Origin of the sequence: Pseudonocardia sp. Ae505_Ps2 (assembly GCF_001932425.1) — a bacterium.
GTDB lineage: Bacteria > Actinomycetota > Actinomycetes > Mycobacteriales > Pseudonocardiaceae > Pseudonocardia.
In genome coordinates, this window is the sequence record NZ_MCIP01000001.1 from 5173750 (window position 1) to 5192528 (window position 18779).

At 74.3% G+C, this 18779-nt stretch carries 15 protein-coding genes; 9 read left to right on the top strand and 6 right to left on the bottom strand.

Annotated features, from left to right (window positions below):
- Positions 1–7: 7 nt before the first annotated feature.
- Entirely contained in the window at positions 8–1207 is a 1200-nt protein-coding gene (locus tag Ae505Ps2_RS24210; RefSeq protein ID WP_075306787.1) for a cysteine desulfurase-like protein, read from the bottom strand.
- A gap of 107 nt (positions 1208–1314) precedes the next feature.
- Here Ae505Ps2_RS24210 and Ae505Ps2_RS24215 point away from each other — a divergent pair, with 107 nt between their 5' ends.
- Positions 1315–2643: an Ig-like domain-containing protein gene (locus Ae505Ps2_RS24215; RefSeq protein WP_249265340.1), complete on the top strand. Its 1329-nt coding sequence runs from the start codon at positions 1315–1317 to the stop codon at positions 2641–2643.
- A 31-nt stretch (positions 2644–2674) separates the two neighbouring features.
- Here the strand turns inward: Ae505Ps2_RS24215 and Ae505Ps2_RS24220 are convergent, their stop codons facing one another.
- Positions 2675–4279 carry an AMP-binding protein gene (locus Ae505Ps2_RS24220; RefSeq protein WP_170917079.1) on the bottom strand — a complete coding sequence of 535 codons (1605 nt, stop codon included), beginning with the start codon at positions 4277–4279 and terminating at the stop codon, positions 2675–2677.
- Positions 4280–5221: 942 nt separating this feature from the next.
- Between Ae505Ps2_RS24220 and Ae505Ps2_RS24230 the strand changes: the two genes are divergently transcribed.
- A complete protein-coding gene (locus Ae505Ps2_RS24230; RefSeq protein WP_075306793.1) occupies positions 5222–6508 on the top strand; it encodes an acyl-CoA dehydrogenase family protein in 1287 nt (428 codons plus the stop codon).
- A gap of 5 nt (positions 6509–6513) precedes the next feature.
- Here the strand turns inward: Ae505Ps2_RS24230 and Ae505Ps2_RS24235 are convergent, their stop codons facing one another.
- The gene (locus Ae505Ps2_RS24235; protein WP_075306795.1) at positions 6514–7005 is read right to left on the bottom strand and encodes a MarR family transcriptional regulator; all 492 of its coding nucleotides are present in this window, start codon (positions 7003–7005) and stop codon (positions 6514–6516) included.
- Between the two features lie 46 nt (positions 7006–7051).
- Positions 7052–7822 (bottom strand): enoyl-CoA hydratase-related protein, encoded by a 771-nt coding sequence (locus Ae505Ps2_RS24240; protein ID WP_233147568.1) that lies wholly within the window; start codon positions 7820–7822, stop codon positions 7052–7054.
- Positions 7823–7874: 52 nt separating this feature from the next.
- On the opposite strand from Ae505Ps2_RS24240, the gene Ae505Ps2_RS24245 reads away from it, so the two are divergent.
- From Ae505Ps2_RS24245 to Ae505Ps2_RS24255, 3 genes are all read left to right on the top strand, one after another.
- Positions 7875–9014, top strand: coding sequence for an MBL fold metallo-hydrolase (locus tag Ae505Ps2_RS24245; RefSeq protein WP_233147569.1), 1140 nt, complete (start codon positions 7875–7877; stop codon positions 9012–9014).
- 219 nt (positions 9015–9233) lie between these two features.
- Positions 9234–9575 (top strand): Lsr2 family protein, encoded by a 342-nt coding sequence (locus Ae505Ps2_RS24250; protein ID WP_020626846.1) that lies wholly within the window; start codon positions 9234–9236, stop codon positions 9573–9575.
- Between the two features lie 97 nt (positions 9576–9672).
- The gene (locus Ae505Ps2_RS24255) at positions 9673–11208 is read left to right on the top strand and encodes an acyl-CoA synthetase (RefSeq protein WP_075306799.1); all 1536 of its coding nucleotides are present in this window, start codon (positions 9673–9675) and stop codon (positions 11206–11208) included.
- A gap of 36 nt (positions 11209–11244) precedes the next feature.
- On the opposite strand, the gene Ae505Ps2_RS24260 is transcribed toward Ae505Ps2_RS24255, so the two are convergent.
- On the bottom strand, positions 11245–12516 hold the full coding sequence (locus tag Ae505Ps2_RS24260; protein WP_139318746.1) for an MFS transporter: 1272 nt from the start codon (positions 12514–12516) through the stop codon (positions 11245–11247).
- Between the two features lie 91 nt (positions 12517–12607).
- On the opposite strand from Ae505Ps2_RS24260, the gene Ae505Ps2_RS24265 reads away from it, so the two are divergent.
- Positions 12608–14167 (top strand): long-chain-fatty-acid--CoA ligase, encoded by a 1560-nt coding sequence (locus tag Ae505Ps2_RS24265; protein ID WP_337819508.1) that lies wholly within the window; start codon positions 12608–12610, stop codon positions 14165–14167.
- Between the two features lie 53 nt (positions 14168–14220).
- The gene (locus tag Ae505Ps2_RS24270; RefSeq protein ID WP_198932186.1) at positions 14221–14859 is read left to right on the top strand and encodes an MOSC domain-containing protein; all 639 of its coding nucleotides are present in this window, start codon (positions 14221–14223) and stop codon (positions 14857–14859) included.
- On the opposite strand, the gene trpS is transcribed toward Ae505Ps2_RS24270, so the two are convergent.
- Positions 14837–15898: a tryptophan--tRNA ligase gene (gene trpS, locus Ae505Ps2_RS24275; protein WP_075306803.1), complete on the bottom strand. Its 1062-nt coding sequence runs from the start codon at positions 15896–15898 to the stop codon at positions 14837–14839. The genes Ae505Ps2_RS24270 and trpS overlap by 23 nt on opposite strands.
- Before the next feature lie 185 nt (positions 15899–16083).
- Between trpS and Ae505Ps2_RS24280 the strand changes: the two genes are divergently transcribed.
- Together Ae505Ps2_RS24280 and Ae505Ps2_RS24285 are read left to right on the top strand one after the other, a co-directional pair.
- A complete protein-coding gene (locus Ae505Ps2_RS24280; protein ID WP_075306805.1) occupies positions 16084–17232 on the top strand; it encodes a GTP-binding protein in 1149 nt (382 codons plus the stop codon).
- 11 nt (positions 17233–17243) lie between these two features.
- Positions 17244–18680: a pyridoxal-dependent decarboxylase gene (locus tag Ae505Ps2_RS24285; protein ID WP_075554023.1), complete on the top strand. Its 1437-nt coding sequence runs from the start codon at positions 17244–17246 to the stop codon at positions 18678–18680.
- Positions 18681–18779 lie beyond the last annotated feature (99 nt).

The following is an 18779-nucleotide window of genomic DNA, read 5'->3' on the forward strand; positions in this document are numbered from 1 at the left end:
ATGTGGATCAGGCCCCGACGAAGGCGGAGAGCCCGTCCAGGAGCCGGTCGACGTCGTCGTCGGCGGTGTAGCAGGCCAGCCCGATCCGCAGGGAGCCGGTGTCCCCCAGGCCGAGCCGCCGCGAGCACTCCAGCGCGTAGAACGACGAGGCCGGCGCCGCGATCCGCCGCTGCGCCAGGTACCGGTAGGCCTCGACCGGGTCGCGGTCGTCGAAGGTCACCAGCAGGGTCGGGGTCCGCCGGGCCGCCCGGGACCGCACCGTGACCCCGGGCAGCGCGGCCAGGTGGGTCTCGATGCGCTCGCGCAGCGGGCGCTCGTGCTCCTCGACCGCCGCCATCGACGCCAGCAGGCGCGCCCGGCGGTCCCCGGTCGCCGACGGGTCCAGCGCGGCGAGGAACTCGACGGCGGCGGTGGTGCCGGCGAGCAGCTCGTAGGGCAGGGTGCCGAGCTCGAACCGCTCGGGCACCGCGTCGCTCGACGGCGCCAGCTTCGCCGGGCGCAGCGTCTCCAGCAACGCCGGGTCGGCGGCGAGCACCCCGCAGTGCGGGCCGACGAACTTGTAGGGCGAGCAGGCGTAGAGGTCGGCGCCGATCGCGGCGAGGTCGATCGGTGCGTGCGCCGTCAGGTGCACGCCGTCGACCATGAACAGCGCCCCGGCTGCGTGCACGGCGGCGGCGATCGCGGGCAGGTCGGGGCGGGTCCCGACCAGGTTCGACGCACCCGTCACCGCGACGAGCCGGGTGCGGTCGGACAGCAGCGGCGTCACGTCGTCGAGCTCGGTGGTGTCGGGGTCGAAGTCCAGCCACCGCACCGTCACCCCGGCGGCCTGCGCGGCGATCACCCAGGGGCGGATGTTCGCGTCGTGGTCGAGGCAGGTCACGACGATCTCGTCGCCCGGCGACCAGGTCGCGGCCAGCGTCCGGGCGAGGTCGAAGGTCAGCGCGGTCATGCTGCGCCCGAACACGATCCCGCGCGGGTCGGCGCCGAGCAGGTCGGCCATCGCGGCGCGGGCGCCGAGCACGATCGCGTCGGCGGCGCGCTCACCGCTGGTGACCGTGCCGCGGTTGGCCAGCGGGGAGGTCATGGCGGCCGCGACCGCCCCCGCGACCGAGTCCGGGACCTGGGAGCCGCCCGGCCCGTCGAAGTGGGCGATCCCGGCGCGCAGGGCGGGGAAACGGCTGCGGACGGCGGCGACGTCGTAGCTCATGACCGCACCCTGTCACGCCGGCGCCCGGCCCACGCCCGGACAACGAACACATGTCATCGGGGTGTCGTACCGCCCGTGTGGGTGACACGCGGGCCATGATTCCTCCCATGTCGAGGTCCTGGGAGCACTCGCGCGGGCGCCACGCCCCACGTCGACGGCGACGCTCGGTGCACCGTCGCGCCTGGGCGGTGCTCGTGACCTCGCTGGTCGCACTGGTGGTCCTCGTCGCGGGCGGGACCGCCGCGATGGCGGGCGGGCGGATCGGTGACGCCGTCAGCGGCGGCGTCGACTCGCTGGCCCGCAACCTCGCCGGCGCCGTCGACCGCCTCCGGCCGGCCCCGGCCGTGCCCCCCGCACCCCCGGTCCCCGAGGTCCTCACCAGTGTCCCGGCCGGTGAAGCGCCGGTCGCCCCGCGCGGCCCGGTCCGCACCGAGGTCAGCACCGGGACCCTCGAGGGCGTCGCGCTCACCGCCGACTCCGACGACGGACCGGTCACCGTCGCGGGCACCCTGTCCCCCGACGGCCGCAGCTGGACCGCCACGGAACCGCTGGACTTCGCGACCACCTACCACTGGTCGGGCAGCTGGGTGCTGGGCCCGCAGGACCGTCGCCCGGTGCCCGCGGCCCCGTTCACCACCGTCGACCCGGACGACACCGTCGACGCCACCATGAACATCCGCGACGGCGGCGAGGTCGGCATCGGCGCCCCGGTCGTGCTCACCTTCGGCGAGAAGCTCCCCGACGCCGCGAAGGCCACCGTCGAGCGGGCGCTGAGCGTCACCACGTCGCGGCCGGTCGAGGGCGCCTGGGCGTGGCTGCCCGACACCGCCGAGGGCTCGCGGGTGCACTACCGGCCGAAGTCCTACTGGCCCGCGCACACCCGGGTCCAGGTGCGGGGCGCGCTGCGCGGACTCGACCTCGGCGACGGCACCTTCATGACCGAGGACCTCGACCGGACGTTCACCGTGGGGCGCAGCCAGGTCGTGAAGGCCGACACCCGCAGCCACGCGATCGTCGTCGTCCGCGACGGGAAGGAGATCGCCCGCTACGACGCCTCCTACGGCCTGGAGTCCGACCCCCGCCGGGTGACCCGCTCCGGGATCCACGTCGTCATGGCGAAGTCGGAGAAGGTGCTGATGAGCAACCCCGACTACGGCTACGTCGACGAGCCCCAGTTCTGGGCGGTCCGGATCTCCAACAACGACGAGTTCATCCACGCCAACCCCGCCTCGTCGTGGGCGCAGGGCAGCCGCAACGTCAGCCACGGTTGCATCAACCTGTCCACCCGCGACGCCAAGGAGTTCTTCGCGAGCGCGACCTTCGGCGACCCGGTCGAGGTGACCGGCAGCTCGCAGCCGCTGACCGCCCGCGACGGCGACCTGTACGACTGGACGATCCCCTGGGACGAGTGGCGCTCGCTCAGCGCCCTGTCCTGACCCCGCTGTCCCGAGCCGCTGTCCCGACCCGCTACCGGATCCGGCGTTCCTGCCCGGCCCACGCCTCGTCGCGCAGGACGAACTTCTGGATCTTCCCGGTCGAGGTCTTCGGCAGCTCGCCGAAGGTGACCCGCTTCGGTGCCTTGAACCGCGCCAGCCGCCCCCGCACGTGCTCGACGATCTCGTCCTCGGTGGCGCTCTCGCCCTCGCGCAGCGTCACCCAGGCGGCCGGGACCTCGCCCCACCGCTCGTCGGGGACGGCGATCACCGCGACCTCCAGAACGGCCGGGTGGTCGGCGATGGCCTGCTCCACCTCGACGCTGGCGATGTTCTCCCCACCAGAGATGATCACGTCCTTGGAGCGGTCCCGGAGCTCGACGTAGCCGTCGGGGTGCATGACTCCGATGTCGCCGGTCCGGAACCAGCCGTCCGGTGCGGCGTCGCGGGTGGCCTGGTCGTCGTCGAGGTAGCCGAGCATGACGTTGTTGCCGCGCAACGCGATCTGGCCGGTCGTCGCCCCGTCGCGCGGGACGTCGGCACCGTCGTCGTCGATCACCCGGACGGCACAGGCGATCATGTTCCCGACGCCCTGGCGGGCCTTCATCCGGGCCTGCGCGTCGGCGTCGAGGTCGCTCCACTCCGGACGCCAGTCGCAGATCATCGCGGGCCCGAAGGTCTCGGTGAGCCCGTAGAGGTGGGTCACCTCGAACCCGAGTTCGGCCATCCGGCGCAGGATCGCCGGGCTCGGCGGCGCTCCCCCGGTCGCGACGGCCACCGGCGTCTCCACCGGCCCGGCCTCGGGCGCGTACGCGATCATCGACAGCACGGTGGGGGCGCCGTTGAGGTGGGTGACGCCCTGCTCGCGCACGAGCTCCCAGATCCGGGACGGCTCGACCTTCGGCAGGCAGACGTGGGTGGCGGCGGCCGCGGTGACCGCCCACGGGAAGCACCAGCCGTTGCAGTGGAACATCGGCAGCGTCCACAGGTGCACCGACGACGCGGTCAGCCCGGTGTGCCCGACCATGGCCAGCGCCTGCAGGTAGGCGCCCCGGTGGTGGTACATCACGCCCTTCGGGTTCCCGGTCGTCCCGGACGTGTAGTTGATCGACAGCAGGCCGCGCTCGTCGGCGGGACGCACCGCGGTGGGCTCGCCGTCGGCGACGAGGCGCTCGTAGTCCGGGCCGACCCGCACGGTGTGCGGCGGGGTGTCGAGGCGGGCGAGCACCTCCGCGACGAGCTCGTCGAACACCGGGTCGGCCACCAGCACCGAGGCGCGCGAGTGCTCGAGGATGTAGGCGACCTCGCCCGCCGCCAGCCGGGTGTTGACCGCGACCAGCGCCGTCCCCGACCACGGCACCGCGTGCGCCGCCTCCAGCCCGACGTGGGTGTTCGGCACGAGGACCGCGACCGGGCGCCCGTCGTGCAGCGCGGCGAGCGAGCCCGCCAGGCGCCGGCAGCGGTCGCGGAACTCGGTGTAGGTGAACCGCAGGTCCCCGTCGACGACCGCGACCCGGTCACCGTGCGCCGCCGCGGCCCGGTCGAGGAACGCCGTGGGGGTCAGCGGCTCGAACGACAGGTCCACCAGATCGGCCGGGACACCCGCCGGGTGCGTGGGGACGGGAGCCTCGTCGGTCATCCCCCGAGCCTCCCCCGGCGACGCGGACGCGCGCAATGTCGCCGCCCCGCGACCCACCGTCGCGCGGGCCTCCTCCCCCGGCGCGTCGGTGATCGCCCGCCCGATCCCCCGCCGCCCGGCAGCCCACCTGCACGGTCGCCGTCCGCCCGGCCCGCCGCCCGCGGTGCCCACCGTGCGCGCGCTGCTGCACCGGCGCGCGGTGATCCGTCCGGCGCGCGCCGATCCGTCGCGCGCACGATGATCCGCTGGGCGCTCGGTGATCCACCGGCCGCGCGGTGATCCGCTGGGCGCGCGGTGATCCGCTGGGCGCGCGCGTCACAACACACGCGCGGAGCGGATCAGCGCGCGAACTGTCGATCACCGACGCGTCACCGAACCTGTACCCCTCGACGCGCCGCGCCGGAGTCGACGCGCCGTGCCCGAGTCAACGCGCCGCTCCACCGGGCACGGCTATCCGCCGTGCGCGTGCTGATCCACCGGCCGCACTGTGATCCGCCGGGCACGCGGAGATCCGTCGGGCGCGCGCGTCACAACACACGCGCGGAGCGGATCAGCGCGCGAACTGTCGATCACCGACGCGTCACCGAACCTGAACCCGTCGACGCGCCGCGCCGGAGCCCACGCGCCGATCCACCGAGGGCACAGCGATCCGCCGGGCGCACGATGGTCCGCCGGACGCGCGCCGCTCCACCGGTCGGACGGCGATCCGCCGGGGCGTGCCCGATCTACCGGGCGCGCATGGAGATCCGCCTGGCGCGCGATGATCCGTCGTCCGCGCGCGTCCGAGCACACGCAGGATGCGGATCACCGCGCGGACTGTCGATCACCGGGGTGCCGCCGGGACTCCTCCGCCCCGTCGTCCTGTGTCGCCGGAACTCCCCCCGTCGTCGCGGGCTGTATTACGTTCGCGGTGGCAACGAGGCTCGTCGGGAGGCGGACGCGATGGCGTGGGACTTCAGTACCGACCCGGAGTTCGAGGAGAAGCTGACGTGGATGCGCGGCTTCGTCCGCGACGAGATCATCCCGCTGGAGACCCTCGACCTGGACCGGGAGACCTTCGCCCGGATCACCGCGCCGCTCAAGGAGCAGGTCCGCGAGCAGGGTCTGTGGGCGGCGCACCTGCCCCCGGAGCTCGGCGGCGGCGGGTTCGGCCAGGTCTCCCTCGGGCTGATGCACGAGATCCTCGGCCAGTGCCGCTACGCGCCGGGGGTGTTCGGCAACCAGGCGCCCGACTCGGGCAACGCCGAGCTGCTCGCGATCGGCGGATCGCCGGAGCAGAAGGAACGCTGGATGCACCCCCTGCTGCGTGGTGAGCTGCGGTCCTGCTTCTCGATGACCGAGCCCGGCGCCGGCGCGGACCCGACGATGCTGTCCACCCGGGCCGTGCGCGACGGCGACGACTACGTCATCAACGGCCACAAGTGGTTCTCCTCGAACGCCACCGGCGCGGACTTCCTGATCGCGATGGTGGTGACCGACCCGGACGCACCGCCGTACCAGCGGGCCTCGATGATCATCGTCCCGACCGACACCCCCGGGCTCGACGTGGCCCGCGACATCCCGGTGATGGACCACCCAGAGGTCGGCGGCGAGATCTACGGCGGCCACGCCGAGGTCTTCTACCGCGACGTCCGGGTGCCGGCGACGAACCTCGTCGGCAACCCCGGCGACGGGTTCAGGCTCGCCCAGCAGCGGCTCGGCCCGGGCCGCATCCACCACGCCATGCGCTGGCTCGGCCAGTCCCGGCGGGCGTTCGACATGATGTGCGAGCGCGCGGTGTCACGGTCGGCGAGCGGCACGCGGCTGGCCGACAAGCAGATGGTGCAGGACATGGTCGCGCAGTCGGCGGCGGACATGGCCGCGGCCCGGCTGCTGACCCTGCACGCGGCCTGGACGATGGACCAGGTCGGGGCCTCGAACGCCCGGATCGAGATCGGGATGATCAAGTACTGGGGCGCGAAGGTGCTCCACGACGTGATCGACCGCGCGATCCAGGTGCACGGTTCGCTCGGCTTCTCCGGGGACCTGCCGCTGGAGCAGATGTACCGCGCGGCCCGCGCCGCTCGGATCTACGACGGTCCCGACGAGGTCCACAAGGAGTCCGTCGCGCGGCGCATCCTGCGCGGCTACACCCCGGTCGAGGTCCCCACCGAGCACGTCCCGACCCGCACCGAGGCCGCGCGACGCAAGTTCGCCGAGTACCTGGACACGGCGACGGCGAACGCCTGACCGCGTCAGGCCGGTGCGGGCCTCGGCTCCGGCGAGGCTGCGAGGTCGGCGCGGTAGTCCGCGACCAGCGCGTTCATCGCACTGAGGAAGCGGGCCGCCGCGTCGAGCTCGTCGTCGTCGAAGCCGGCGAGCAGGGCGTCCATCCGGGCGCCGAGCGGGCCGAAGAACGCCCCGCCGACCTCCGCGGCGTTCTCGGCCTGGCGCAGGGTCACCCGCCGCCGGTCGGCGGACTCGCGGCTGCGGCGCACGTGGCCCGCGCGTTCCAGGCGGTCGACGAGCGCGGTCGTCGCACCGGTGGACAGGCCGAGCCGGGCACCGAGGACGCCCGGGGTGAGCGGTTCACCCGCGGAGTCCGCGCGCATCACCGCGAGCAGCGCGTGGAGGTCCGTGGGATGCAGCCCGTGCCGCCCGGCGAACTCCTGGCCGAGCAGCTCGGACTCGCCCGCGTAGTCCTGCAGCAGCGCGACCAGGTCCTCGCGTCGCGTCCGGGCAGGCATGCCGACGAGCCTAGTCGCCGTCAGCGGGCCCGTGCCGGGCGCAGGGTCAGCGCCCCGTCCACCGCGGCGGGCGCTTCTCCAGGAACGCCGCGACCCCCTCCGTCCTGTCGGCCGAGCGCAGGATCGCCGCGGTGGCGACCTCGGTGGCGCTCCAGCCGCGCTCGTCCGGCTCGGACACCACGCGTTCCAGGGCGCGCAGCGACACCGACACCGCGAGCGGCGAGTTCTCGCAGACCGTCGCGGCGAGCTCCAGCGCCGCGGTCTCGGCCCGCCCCGGCTCGACGAGCTCGTTGACCAGCCCCAGGGTGTACGCACGGTCGGCGTCCAGCGGGCGCCCGGTCACCAGCAGCTGCTTGGCGACGTTGAGCGGCAGCGGCCGCGGCGCGCGGAACAGCGCACCGCAGTTCGCGACCAGGCCGCGGGCGACCTCGGGCAGGCCGAACCGCGCCGTCGTCGAGGCGACGACCATGTCGCAGGCCAGCACGATCTCGAACCCGCCGCCGTAGGCGACGCCCTCGACGGCGGCGATCAGGGGGCGCCGCCGGTCCCGCCGGACGACGCCGTAGTTGCCGCCGCGCGGGGTGGGGCCGCCGGCTCCGGCGGCCAGGTCGGTGCCCGCGCTGAACGCCGTCGCGTCCCCGGCGAGCACGCCGCACCACAGGTCCGGGTCGTCGTCGAGGGTGTTGAGCGCCTCGTCGAGGCCGGCCGTCATCGCCGCGTCGACGGCGTTGCGCTTGTCGGGCCGCGTCATCCGGATCAGGAGCACGTGCCCGTGCCGCTCGGTGCTCACCCTGGTCCCCGCCATGCCGTCGGTCACGATCGTGACTGTAGGTGGGAACCGCGCCCGGGGCGTTCGTAGTCTGGTGATCGTGTCCCGCAGCAAGCGCCTCCCCACCGCGGCCGTCCTGTCCGTCCCGCTCGCCCTGACCGGCGCCCTGGCCGCGCTCGGGCTGCACGTGCGCCGGAACATGGGGGCCCGCCCGGGCGAGCTGCGCCGGATCGCCTCCGCCTCCCCGAACGCCGTCGACGGGCTGTTCGCCAACACCGAGCCCGGGCTGCCGCGGGCCAAGGCCTCGGCCCGGATGATCCTGAACATGCTGGTCGGCCGCCGCTCCGCGGGCGGCGCGCCGGCGACGGTGCCGCTCGCGCCGCTGCGGACCCCCGCCGAGCCCGCCGGGCTGGCGGTCACCTGGCTGGGCCACGCCGGGGTGCTGCTGGAGATCGACGGCCGGCGGGTGCTGGTGGACCCGGTCTGGTCGGAGTACGCCTCCCCCGTGCCGCGCTTCGGGCCGCGCCGCCTGCACCCGCCGGTCGCGCCGCTGTCCGAGCTCGGCTCCCCGGACCTCGTGGTGCTCAGCCACGACCACTACGACCACCTCGACCGTCCGACGGTCACCGCGCTGGCCCGCGACACCTCCGCGGTGTTCGTCGGGCCGCTCGGGGTGGGCGCGCACCTGCGTTCCTGGGGCATCCCAGGGCACCGGGTCGTCGAGCGCGACTGGGAGGGCGTGGTGACCGTGGCGGGGCTGGAGCTGACCTGCCTGGAGACCCGGCACTTCTCCGGGCGCGGGCTGCGCCGCAACACCACGCTGTGGGCGGCCTGGAAGGTCGCCGGACCGCGGCACACCGCCTACCTGGGCGGGGACACCGGCGCCACCCGGGCGCACGCGCGCACCGGGGCCGTGCACGGCCCGTTCGACCTGACGGTGCTGCCGATCGGCGCCTACTCCGACCTGTGGCCCGACATCCACGCCGACCCGGAGCAGGCGGTCGCCGCGCACCGCGAGCTCGGCGGCCGGGTCCTGCTGCCGATCCACTGGGCGACGTTTACGCTCGGCTTCCACCCCTGGGACGAGCCCGCCGAGCGGGCCCGCAAGGCCGCCGCCGACCAGGACGTGGTCCTGGCCCTGCCGCGCCCGGGCCAGCGCATCGACCTGACCGGCGTCACCACCGTCGACGACGCCCGCGCCGCGGTTCCCACCGAACCGTGGTGGCCGACCACACGCTGATTCGCGTCACCGTCACCGCTGCCCCTTTCCGCCCATTCCCGTCACCCGGACGCCGTATCCCCTCCCCGGAAACGCCGGCACCGGACCATTTCCGGGGAGGGGTTCGACAGATCGGTTCGGTATCCCTTATCGTTCTGCTCGAAGAATCGGTTCCGGTACCGACCGGGCGATTCCCGTCTCCGGCCGGGTCCGGCGATTCCCCGCGGAAGGAATGACGACGTGGCGCAGCAGACGACCATCACCCTGGTCGACGACCTGGACGGCACCGAGGCCGACGAGCAGGTGGAGTTCTCCGTCGACGGCCGCGCCTACGAGATCGACCTGTCCACGAAGAATGCCGAGAAGCTGCGCGAATCGTTGGCACCCTACGTCGCGGCCGCCCGTCGCGGGTCCGGTCGGCGCAGCACCTCTTCCGGCACCTCGTCGAACGGTTCCAGTGCCTCGGAACGCGCCGCGAACCGCGCGGTGCGGGAATGGGCAACGGCCCAGGGCATGAAGATCTCCGAGCGCGGGCGTATCCCGTCCTCGGTTCTCGAGGCCTATCGGAACGCGCACTCCTGACCGCTGCCGCCGCCGGGGCCGCCCCGGATGGCAGGATCAGGGCCGACGAGAGACGTGCGCCGGGCGATCCGCGGCGCACACCGACGGAGAGGGCCCGATGTACCCAGGCACGCATGCCGCGACGACCCCCGACAAGCCGGCCGTGATCATGGCGGGCTCGGGCGCGAGCCTGTCCTTCCGTGAGCTGGAGGAGGGGTCCGCACGGCTCGCGAACCACCTGCGCGCCGCCGGACTCCGGCGGGGCGACGTCGTGGCGCTCGTCGCGGAGAACTGCGCGCGGGTCTACGAGGTCTACTGGGCGGCCCAGCGCTCGGGGCTCTACATCACCGCGGTGAACCACCACCTCTCCGCGCCCGAGGCCGCCTACATCGTCCGCGACTGCGGTGCGAAGGCACTCGTGGTCTCGGCCGGTGTCGCCGGTCTGGCCGCGGCGATCGAGGACCACGTCGACACCCCGGTGCGGCTGGCCTTCGGCGGCGAGATCCCCGGCGCGTCCCGCTACGCCGACTACGACAAGACCCTCGCGTCGGTCTCCGCCGAGCCGCCGGCCGACCAGCCCCGCGGGGCGGACATGCTCTACTCCTCGGGCACCACCGGGCGCCCCAAGGGCATCAAGCCCACGCTGCCCGACCGGCAGATCGACGAGCCGGGCGACACCTACCAGGCCCTGTTCGGGCCGATGTACGGCTTCGGCACCGACACCGTCTACCTGAACCCGGCCCCGCTCTACCACGCCGCGCCGCTGCGGTTCACCGCCACCGTGCAGGCGCTCGGTGGCACCGTCGTGGTGATGGAGCGCTTCGACCCGGAGAAGGCGCTGGAGCTCATTCAGCGGTACTCGGTCACCCACTCGCAGTGGGTGCCGACGATGTTCGTGCGCATGCTCAAGCTCCCCGAGTCCGTCCGCTCCGCCTACGACGTGTCCTCGATGCGGGTCGCGATCCACGCGGCCGCCCCGTGCCCGGTGGACGTCAAGCAGGCCATGATCGACTGGTGGGGCCCGATCCTCCACGAGTACTACGCCGCGACCGAGTCCAACGGGGTCACCTTCATCGACTCGGCGCAGTGGAGCGAGCGTCCCGGGTCGGTCGGCAGGGCCGGGCTGGGCACCATCCGGATCGCCGCCGACGACGGCACCGTGCTCGGGCCGGGCGAGATCGGGACCGTCTACTTCGAACGCGACGAGCGCCCGTTCGAGTACCACAACGACCCGGGCAAGACCCTCGCCGCGACCCACCCCGAGCACGAGAACTGGACCACCACCGGGGACCTGGGCTACCTCGACGAGGACGGCTACCTCTTCCTCACCGACCGCAAGGCGTTCATGATCATCTCTGGCGGGGTGAACATCTACCCGCAGGAGGTCGAGGACGCCCTCGCGCTGCACCCGAAGGTGCTCGACGTCGCCGTTATCGGAGTGCCCGACGACGAGATGGGCGAGAAGGTCAAGGCCGTCGTCCAGCCCCCGGAGGGCGTCGACGCCGGCCCGGAGCTGGAACGCGAGCTGATCGAGTTCGTGCGGGAGCGGATCGCGCACTACAAGGCGCCGTCGTCGGTGGACTTCACCGACTTCCTGCCGCGTACCCCCACGGGCAAGCTGGTCAAGCGGGAGCTGCGCGACCGCTACGTGTGACCTCGCCGCGAGCCCGGGGCGTGACCGGGGCGGGGGTCAGGCGGCGCGGCGGGCGTAGCGGGCACGGGCCAGGGCCGCGACCAGAGCCAGCGGCACCGAGGCGACCAGGGCGGCGGCGAACAACGGGGCGAAGCGCCCGGCGTCGGCGAACGGGGCGCCGAGCGCGGTCCCGGCCGAGCTGCCCAGGAACAGCAGCGTCGCGAACAGTGCGACGGCGGTCGCGCGGGCCTGCGGGACGACCTCGGTCGCCCAGGTCTGCAGGGTCGAGTGCAGGAACGCCCACGCCCCGCCCAGGCAGAGCCCGGCCGCGGCGACCGTCACCGGGTGCACCGTCACCAGCGGGAACATCCAGGCGACCACGAGGAACCCGCCGCCGACGCCGGCCAGCGCGGCCGGGCCGAGTCGGCCGACCAGGCGTCGCACGACCCGGGAGAACAGCACCGCACCGACGCCGTAGCCGCCGGCGGCGAGCCCGGCCAGCGCGGCGGAGCTGCCCCCGGCCTGCAGCGACGGCGCGAGGTAGGTCAGCACCCCGAGCACGACCGCACCCTCGACGAAGGCGAGCGCCAGCACCAGCCGGGCCCAGCCGTTCCCGGCGACGGCGGCCAGCGGGCGGAGCACCGCGTCGGTGATCCCGCGCGACGGCGTGCGGGCGCCGTCGGGTTCGGGCAGCGCCCGCAGCGCGACGAACAGCACCGCGCAGCCCGTCGCCGTCGCCCCGAGGACGACGCGCCACCCGGCCAGGTCGGCGAGCAGACCCGCCCCGGCCGTGGCGACGGCGGTGCCGAGCGCGGTCGCGGCGAGCAGGTCCGACAGCGGCCGCTGCCGGACGGCGGCGGGCCAGGTGTCGCCGACGTAGACCAGCGCCGCCGGGATCAGTGCCGCCGTGCACGCGCCGGTGAGGACCCGCGCGACGACCAGCACGGCCAGCGTCGGGGCCAGCACCGAGGCGACCCCGCCCAGCACCGCGCCGACCAGGGCCAGGCGCATCACCCGGACCCGGCCGATCCGGTCGGACAGCACGCCCCACACGACCTGCATGAGGCCGTAGGCGAGGAAGTAGCCCCCGGCCGCGCCGGCCGCCGCCGCCAGCGGCGCGTCGAACGACGCGGCGATCGGCACGAGCAGCGGCGCGATCGCGAACCGGTCGACGGTGCTCGTCAGCGACGCCAGCTGCAGCAGCCGGAGCCGCCGGGTGCCGTCGGGGACGGCGCCCCCGGGGTCGGCCCCGCCGGGACCGCTGCGGTCGAGGCCGCCGCCCTCGGGACCGCTGCCGTCGGGACCGCTGCCTTCGGGGGTCGTGCTCACCGGCGTCACCCTCCACGGCGGGACGAGCTGTTGCCCCACCGGGGTGGCCGGGACCACAGTGACAGGGCAGTCGAGGCTCGGGAGGCCACCGGTGGGCACGATCACGGGACACGGGATGACGGCGGCGGACATCGTCGCGCGGCACGCACGGACCACACCGGACGCTCCGGCGCTGGCCGACCCACGGACGTCGCGGACCTGGGCGCAGCTCGACGACCGGGTGTCCCGGCTGGCGACCGTCCTCGCCGGACGCGGGGTCGACCGCGGGGACCGGGTCGCGGTGCTCGGGCTCAACTCCGTCGAACTCGTCGAGAGCTACCTGGCGGTGCTGGGGATCGGCGCGATCTGCGTCCCGCTGAACTTCCGGCTGACCGCCGGCGAGATCGCCTTCCAGCTGACCGACTGCGGCCCCACCGCGGTCGTCTGCGACGACCGGTTCGCCGCGACGGTGGAGACCGCCCGGGCCGACGCGCCGTCGGTGCGGACGGTGCTGGGGCTCGGCGAGGGCCTCGACGCGCTGCTCGCCGAGGCCGGGCCCGGGTCCTGGGGCGACGACGTCGCCGACGAGGAGCCCGCCTACATCATGTACACCTCGGGGACGACCGGCCGTCCCAAGGGCGCCGTGCTGACCCACCGCAACCTGCTGCTGCACGCGTTCCTGTCGATCACGCACATGGGCACCGCCGGCGACGACCGGGTCTCGCTGTCCGGGGCGCCGCTGTTCCACATCGCCGGGCTCTCCGGGATGCTGCCCACCCTGATCGCGGGCGGCCGGGTGATCATCCCGCCGTCGGGCGGCTTCGACCCGGTCGCGACGGTCGACACCCTGGAACGGGAGAAGGTGTCGTCGTGCTTCTTCGTCCCGGCGCAGTGGCAGGCGATCTGCGCGGTGCCCGGCCTCGCGGAGCGGGACCTGTCGGCGCTGCGCCGGATCAGCTGGGGCGCGGCACCGGCGTCGACGACGCTGATCCGCACGATGATCGACACGTTCCCGCAGGCCACCGTGGTGACCGCGTTCGGCCAGACCGAGTGCAGCCCGATCACATGCGTGCTGCGCGGCGAGGACTCGGTCCGCAAGATCGGCTCGGTGGGGACGCCGATGATCGGCGTCGAGGTGCGCGTGGTCGACCCGGAGATGAACGACGTGCCACGCGGCGAGGTCGGCGAGATCGTCTACCGCGGACCGACGGTGATGCGGGAGTACTGGGGGCGTCCGGACGCGACGGCCGAGGCGTTCCGCGGCGGCTGGTTCCACTCCGGAGACCTGGTCCGCGAGGACCCCGACGGCTACCTCTACGTCGTGGACCGGGCCAAGGACATGATCATCTCGGGTGGTGAGAACGTCTACAGCGCCGAGGTGGAGGACGTGCTGGCGGCGCACCCGGGCATCGCCGACGTCGCGGTCATCGGGGTGCCCGACCCACGCTGGGGCGAGACACCGCTGGCGGTGGTCGTGCCCGCCGACCCCACCGCGCCGCCGGACCTCGACGCCGTCGTCGCGTGGTGCGCCGACCGGCTGGCCCGCTACAAGCGCCCGACACGGATCGCCGTCGTCGACGCGCTGCCGCGCAACCCGACGGGCAAGGTGCTCAAGACCGAGCTGCGCCGCGACCACGGCGCGCTGGACTCGGTCTCCGCGCCCGCGCAGTAACCCGGTCGCCGACCCGGTCGCGACGGCGGCGGGGCTCGCCTACCGTCGCGACCGTGAGCGTCGTGGAATCGGTGAACACCGGGGTGTCCCGCCCGATCCTCGCCAAGGCGGGGGCCTCGGGGATCGACAAGCTGCCGGTGGCCGGACCGGTCCGGGTGGCCGTCCCGGCGGCTGCGGCGAGCGGGCTGGCCGGCGACACGATCTGCGACGCCGACCACCACGGCGGCCCGGACAAGGCCGTCTACGCCTACGCCCGGGAGGACCTGGAGTTCTTCGCCACCGAGCTCGGGCCGCTGCGGGCGGGGACGTTCGGGGAGAACCTGACGACCCGCGGGATCGACGTGTCCGGGGCCGAGCTCGGCGAGTGCTGGCGGGTCGGCGGGGTGGTGCTGCAGGTGACCGCGCCCCGCGTGCCGTGCCGGACCTTCGCCGCGCACCTGGAGCGGGCGGGCTGGGTGAAGCGGTTCACCGCGGCCGCCCGCCCGGGCGCCTATCTGCGGGTCCTGTCCCCCGGCGAGATCCGCGCCGGGGACACCGTGACCGTCGAGCACCGGCCCGGGCACGGCGTCACCGTCGCCGACGCCTTCCGGGCGCTGCTCGGCGAGCCCGACCGGCTCCCGGACCTGCTGGCCGCGGGCGAGCACCTGCTGCCGCAGATCCGGGACACCGTCACCCGGCGGACCGCGTCCTGACCCGGTCGTAGCGCATCCCCATCGCCGCACGGACCGCGTCGAGGGTCTCCTCCGCCAGCTCGTTCGCACGCGCGTTGCCCCGCGCCAGCACGTCGTCGACCAGCCCGGGGTCGCGGGCCAGCTCGGCGCGCCGCGCGCGGTGCCCGGCGAGATGGTCGTTGACCGCCTCGGTGGTGAGGCGCTTGAGCGCGGCGGCCCCGTCGAGGGTCGCGGCCAGCTCGTGCGGGTCGCGCCCCAGACACAGCGCCGCGGTCGTGAGCAGCCCGTACACCCCGGGCCGCCCCTCGGGGTCGACGGTGATCCGCCGCTCGGAATCGGTACGGGCGCGGCGCACGATCGCCGCCGTCTCGTCGGCGGTCGCGCCGAGCGGGACGGCGTTGCCGCGGGACTTCGACATCTTGTGCCCGTCGAGGCCGGGCAGCTCCGGGGTGTCGGTCAGCATCGGCTCGGGCGGGGTGAACACCGGGCCGTAGCGCTCGGCGAAGCGCCGCGCCAGCACCCGGGTCAGCTCGATGTGCGGGAGCTGGTCCTTCCCCACCGGTACGAGGTCGGCACGGCAGGACAGGATGTCCGCGGCCTGGTGCACCGGGTAGGTCAGAAGCAGCCCCGACAACGCGCGCCCGGACGCCGCGTGCTCGGCCTTCACCGTCGGGTTGCGGTGCAGCTCGGCCTCGGTGACCAGCGACAGGAACGGCAGCATCAGCTGGTTCAGCGCGGGCACCGCGGAGTGGGTGAACACCGTGGTGCGGTCCGGTTCGAGCCCGGCGGCGAGCTGGTCGAGCACCGCGCCGCGCACGTGGTCGGCCAGCCGGTCCGCGACGTCGCGGTCGGTGATCACCTGGTAGTCGGCCAGGATCACCAGCACGTCCACACCGGACCGTTGCAGCCGTACCCGTTCGGAGATGGTGCCCACCAGGTGCCCCAGGTGCAGCGGGCCGGTCGGCCGCTCCCCGGTCAGCACCCGGTGCGACGACGGGTCGGCGGCGACGGCGGCACGCAGCGCGGGCATCCGGGCGACGGTGGCAGCGAGGGAATCCATGATCAGCTCCTGGGAACGGGGAGCTGCACGAGACACACCGGGTTGCGCCGGGCTGCTCGGGCAGCCCGGGGTGACGGTGACGTGCGTCTACGCGGCTGCGGGGAGCAGCCGCCACCAGACGGGACGGGAGGAACGCACGGAGGCAGCCTACACCCGCCTAATCGACTATCGTTATCATCATCGGTATGGCCGACCGTCGCGTTCCCGTCACGATCCTGTCCGGCTTCCTCGGCGCGGGGAAGACGACGCTGCTGGAGCACCTGCTCGCGAACCGGGAGGGCAGGCGGATCGCCGTCGTCGTCAACGACATGAGCGAGGTGAACATCGACGGCGCGCTCGTCGATCTGCACCGCAGCCAGGAGAAGCTGGTCGAGCTCACCAACGGCTGCATCTGCTGCACGCTGCGCGAGGACCTGCTGACCACGGTCGGCGAGCTGGCCGCCGAGGGGCGCTACGAGCACGTCGTCGTCGAGTCGACCGGGATCTCCGAACCGATGCCGGTGGCGGCGACGTTCGAGTGGACCTTCGACGACGGCACCGCGCTCTCCGACGTGGCGCGGCTCGACACCATGGTCACCGTCGTCGACGCCTCCACCTTCGAGCACCTGCTGACCAGCGAGGACTCGCTCGCCGACCGGGAGCTGCAGGCCGCCGAGGGCGACGAGCGGACGCTGTCGGACCTGCTCGCCGACCAGGTCGAGTTCGCCGACCTGCTGGTGCTGAACAAGACCGATCTCGTCGCGCCGCACGCGCTGGGCCGGATCGAGGCACTGCTGTCGCGGATGAACCCGGGCGCCCGCATCGTGCGCGCCGTGCGCGGGGACCTGCCCATCACCGACCTGCTCGACACCCGTCGCTACGACCCGGCGGCGGCCTCGGCGACACCGGGCTGGGCCCAGGAGCTCAACGGCTCGCACACCCCCGAGACCGAGGAGTACGGGATCGCGAGCGTCACCTGGCGGGCGGCGCGCCCGTTCCACCCGGCACGACTGCTCGACGCGCTCGGCGACTGGCCGGGCCTGCTGCGCAGCAAGGGCTTCTGCTGGCTGGCCACCCGGCCCGACGTCGCGGGCCTGTGGTCGCAGGCCGGGCCGAACATGGCGCTGGACCCGGCCGCGCCGTGGTCGTCGTTCGACGGGCCGCGCGGGCAGGAGATCGTGTTCATCGGGCTCGGCCTGACCCGCGACACCGTCACCGCCCGGCTCGACCCGGCCCTGCTCACCGACGACGAACTGCTCGCCGGGCCCGACTCCTGGCGCGACCTGGACGACCCGCTGCCCGCCTGGGACCTCGACGACCTGCACGACCACGAGCACGCCTCCGTGGCCGGGTAGCGTCGGGCCGCGTGCCCGACCTCACCCCGGACGAGTTCCGCGCCCTCGGCCACCTGTTCGTCGACGCCGTCGCCGACGCCCGCGCCGGGATCGAGCGTCGCCCGGTTCGCGACGTCGTGGAGCCCGGCACCGTGCGGGCCCGCTTCCCCCGCGAGGCGAACGAGGACCCCGAGCCGCTCGCCGCGTTCCCGTCGCTGGTCGAGGCCGTCACCGGCGACGCCGACACCCGCTGGCAGCACCCCGGCTTCCACGCCTTCTTCCCGGCGAACGCCTCGCTGACCTCGCTGCTCGGTGAGCTGCTCTCCGGCGGCGCCGGGGCGCAGGGGATGCTCTGGTCCACCTCGCCCGCCTGCACCGAGGTGGAGCAGGCGGTCACCGACCAGCTGGCCAGGGCGCTCGGGCTGGACGAGTCGTTCACCCACGACGGCGGCGGGGGCGGCTCGATCCAGGACTCGGCGTCCTCGGCGGCGCTGGTCGCGCTCACCGCCGCGCTGCACCGGGCAGCCCCGGACCCGGGCTCCGGCTGGCGGGCGCGCGGAGTGACCGGGCGGGAGCGCGTCTACGTCACCGCCGAGACGCACTCGTCGCTGGCCAAGGCGGTGCGGGTGGCGGGGCTCGGCTCCGACGGGCTGCGGACGGTCCCGTGCACCCCGGGCTCCCGGGCGATGGACCCGGCGGCGCTGGCCGACACCCTCGCCGCGGACGTCGCCGCCGGGCTGATCCCGGTGCTGGTGTGCGCGACGGTCGGGACGACCTCGACCGGGTCGAGCGACCCGGTCGCGGCGCTGGTCACGGCGGCGCGGCCGCACCGGGCCTGGGTGCACGTCGACGCCGCGTGGGCCGGCGTCGCGGCGCTCTGCCCGGAGCACCGCTGGGTGCTCGACGGCGTCAATCCCGGGCCGGGCCACGGTGTCGACTCCTTCTGCACCGACGCCCACAAGTGGCTGCTCACCGCGTTCGACGCCTCGCTGCTGTGGGTGCGCGACGCCCGCGCGCTGCCGGCCGCGCTGTCGATCACCCCGGCCTACCTGCGCGACGCGCACTCCGACTCCGGCACCGTCGTGGACTTCCGGGACTGGCAGGTCCCGCTCGGGCGGCGGTTCCGGGCACTGAAGCTGTGGGCGGTGCTGCACGGGCAGGGCCTGTCCGGGCTGCGGGCGCACCTGCGCGGGCACGTGGACCTCGCCGCCGAGCTGGCCGAGCGGGTCCGCGGGCACAACGACCTGGAGCTGGCGTGTACACCGGTGCTGTCGCTGGTCTGCCTGCGCTCGCGTGCCGGCGACGCGGCGACCACCGCGCTGCTGGAGCGGGCCAACGCCGACGGTCGGGTGCTGCTCACCGGCACCGAGGTCGACGGGCACCCGGTGGTGCGGGTGGCGTTCGGCGGGGTCACCACCGGCCGCGCGCACCTCGATGTCGTCTGGGATGTCCTGTCCGCCCGATCGTGACCGCCATGGGTAAGGTTCGCCTGTCCACCCAGAAGGGTGTACTGACCTGATCCCCCGGCGCCCGGTGCACCCGCCCGCACGGGTCCCGTCGAAAGGACC

Excerpts from the sequence above, each read along its gene's own strand:
- Ae505Ps2_RS24280 (WP_075306805.1), top strand. The coding sequence starts at position 16,084 with ATGGCCGACCGTCGCGTTCCCGTCACGATCCTGTCCGGCTTCCTCGGC.
- Ae505Ps2_RS24255 (WP_075306799.1), top strand. The coding sequence starts at position 9,673 with ATGTACCCAGGCACGCATGCCGCGACGACCCCCGACAAGCCGGCCGTG.
- Ae505Ps2_RS24215 (WP_249265340.1), top strand. The coding sequence starts at position 1,315 with ATGTCGAGGTCCTGGGAGCACTCGCGCGGGCGCCACGCCCCACGTCGA.
- Ae505Ps2_RS24210 (WP_075306787.1), bottom strand. The coding sequence starts at position 1,207 with ATGAGCTACGACGTCGCCGCCGTCCGCAGCCGTTTCCCCGCCCTGCGC.
- Ae505Ps2_RS24235 (WP_075306795.1), bottom strand. The coding sequence starts at position 7,005 with ATGCCTGCCCGGACGCGACGCGAGGACCTGGTCGCGCTGCTGCAGGAC.
- trpS (WP_075306803.1), bottom strand. The coding sequence starts at position 15,898 with ATGGATTCCCTCGCTGCCACCGTCGCCCGGATGCCCGCGCTGCGTGCC.
- Ae505Ps2_RS24220 (WP_170917079.1), bottom strand. The coding sequence starts at position 4,279 with ATGACCGACGAGGCTCCCGTCCCCACGCACCCGGCGGGTGTCCCGGCC.
- Ae505Ps2_RS24230 (WP_075306793.1), top strand. The coding sequence starts at position 5,222 with ATGGCGTGGGACTTCAGTACCGACCCGGAGTTCGAGGAGAAGCTGACG.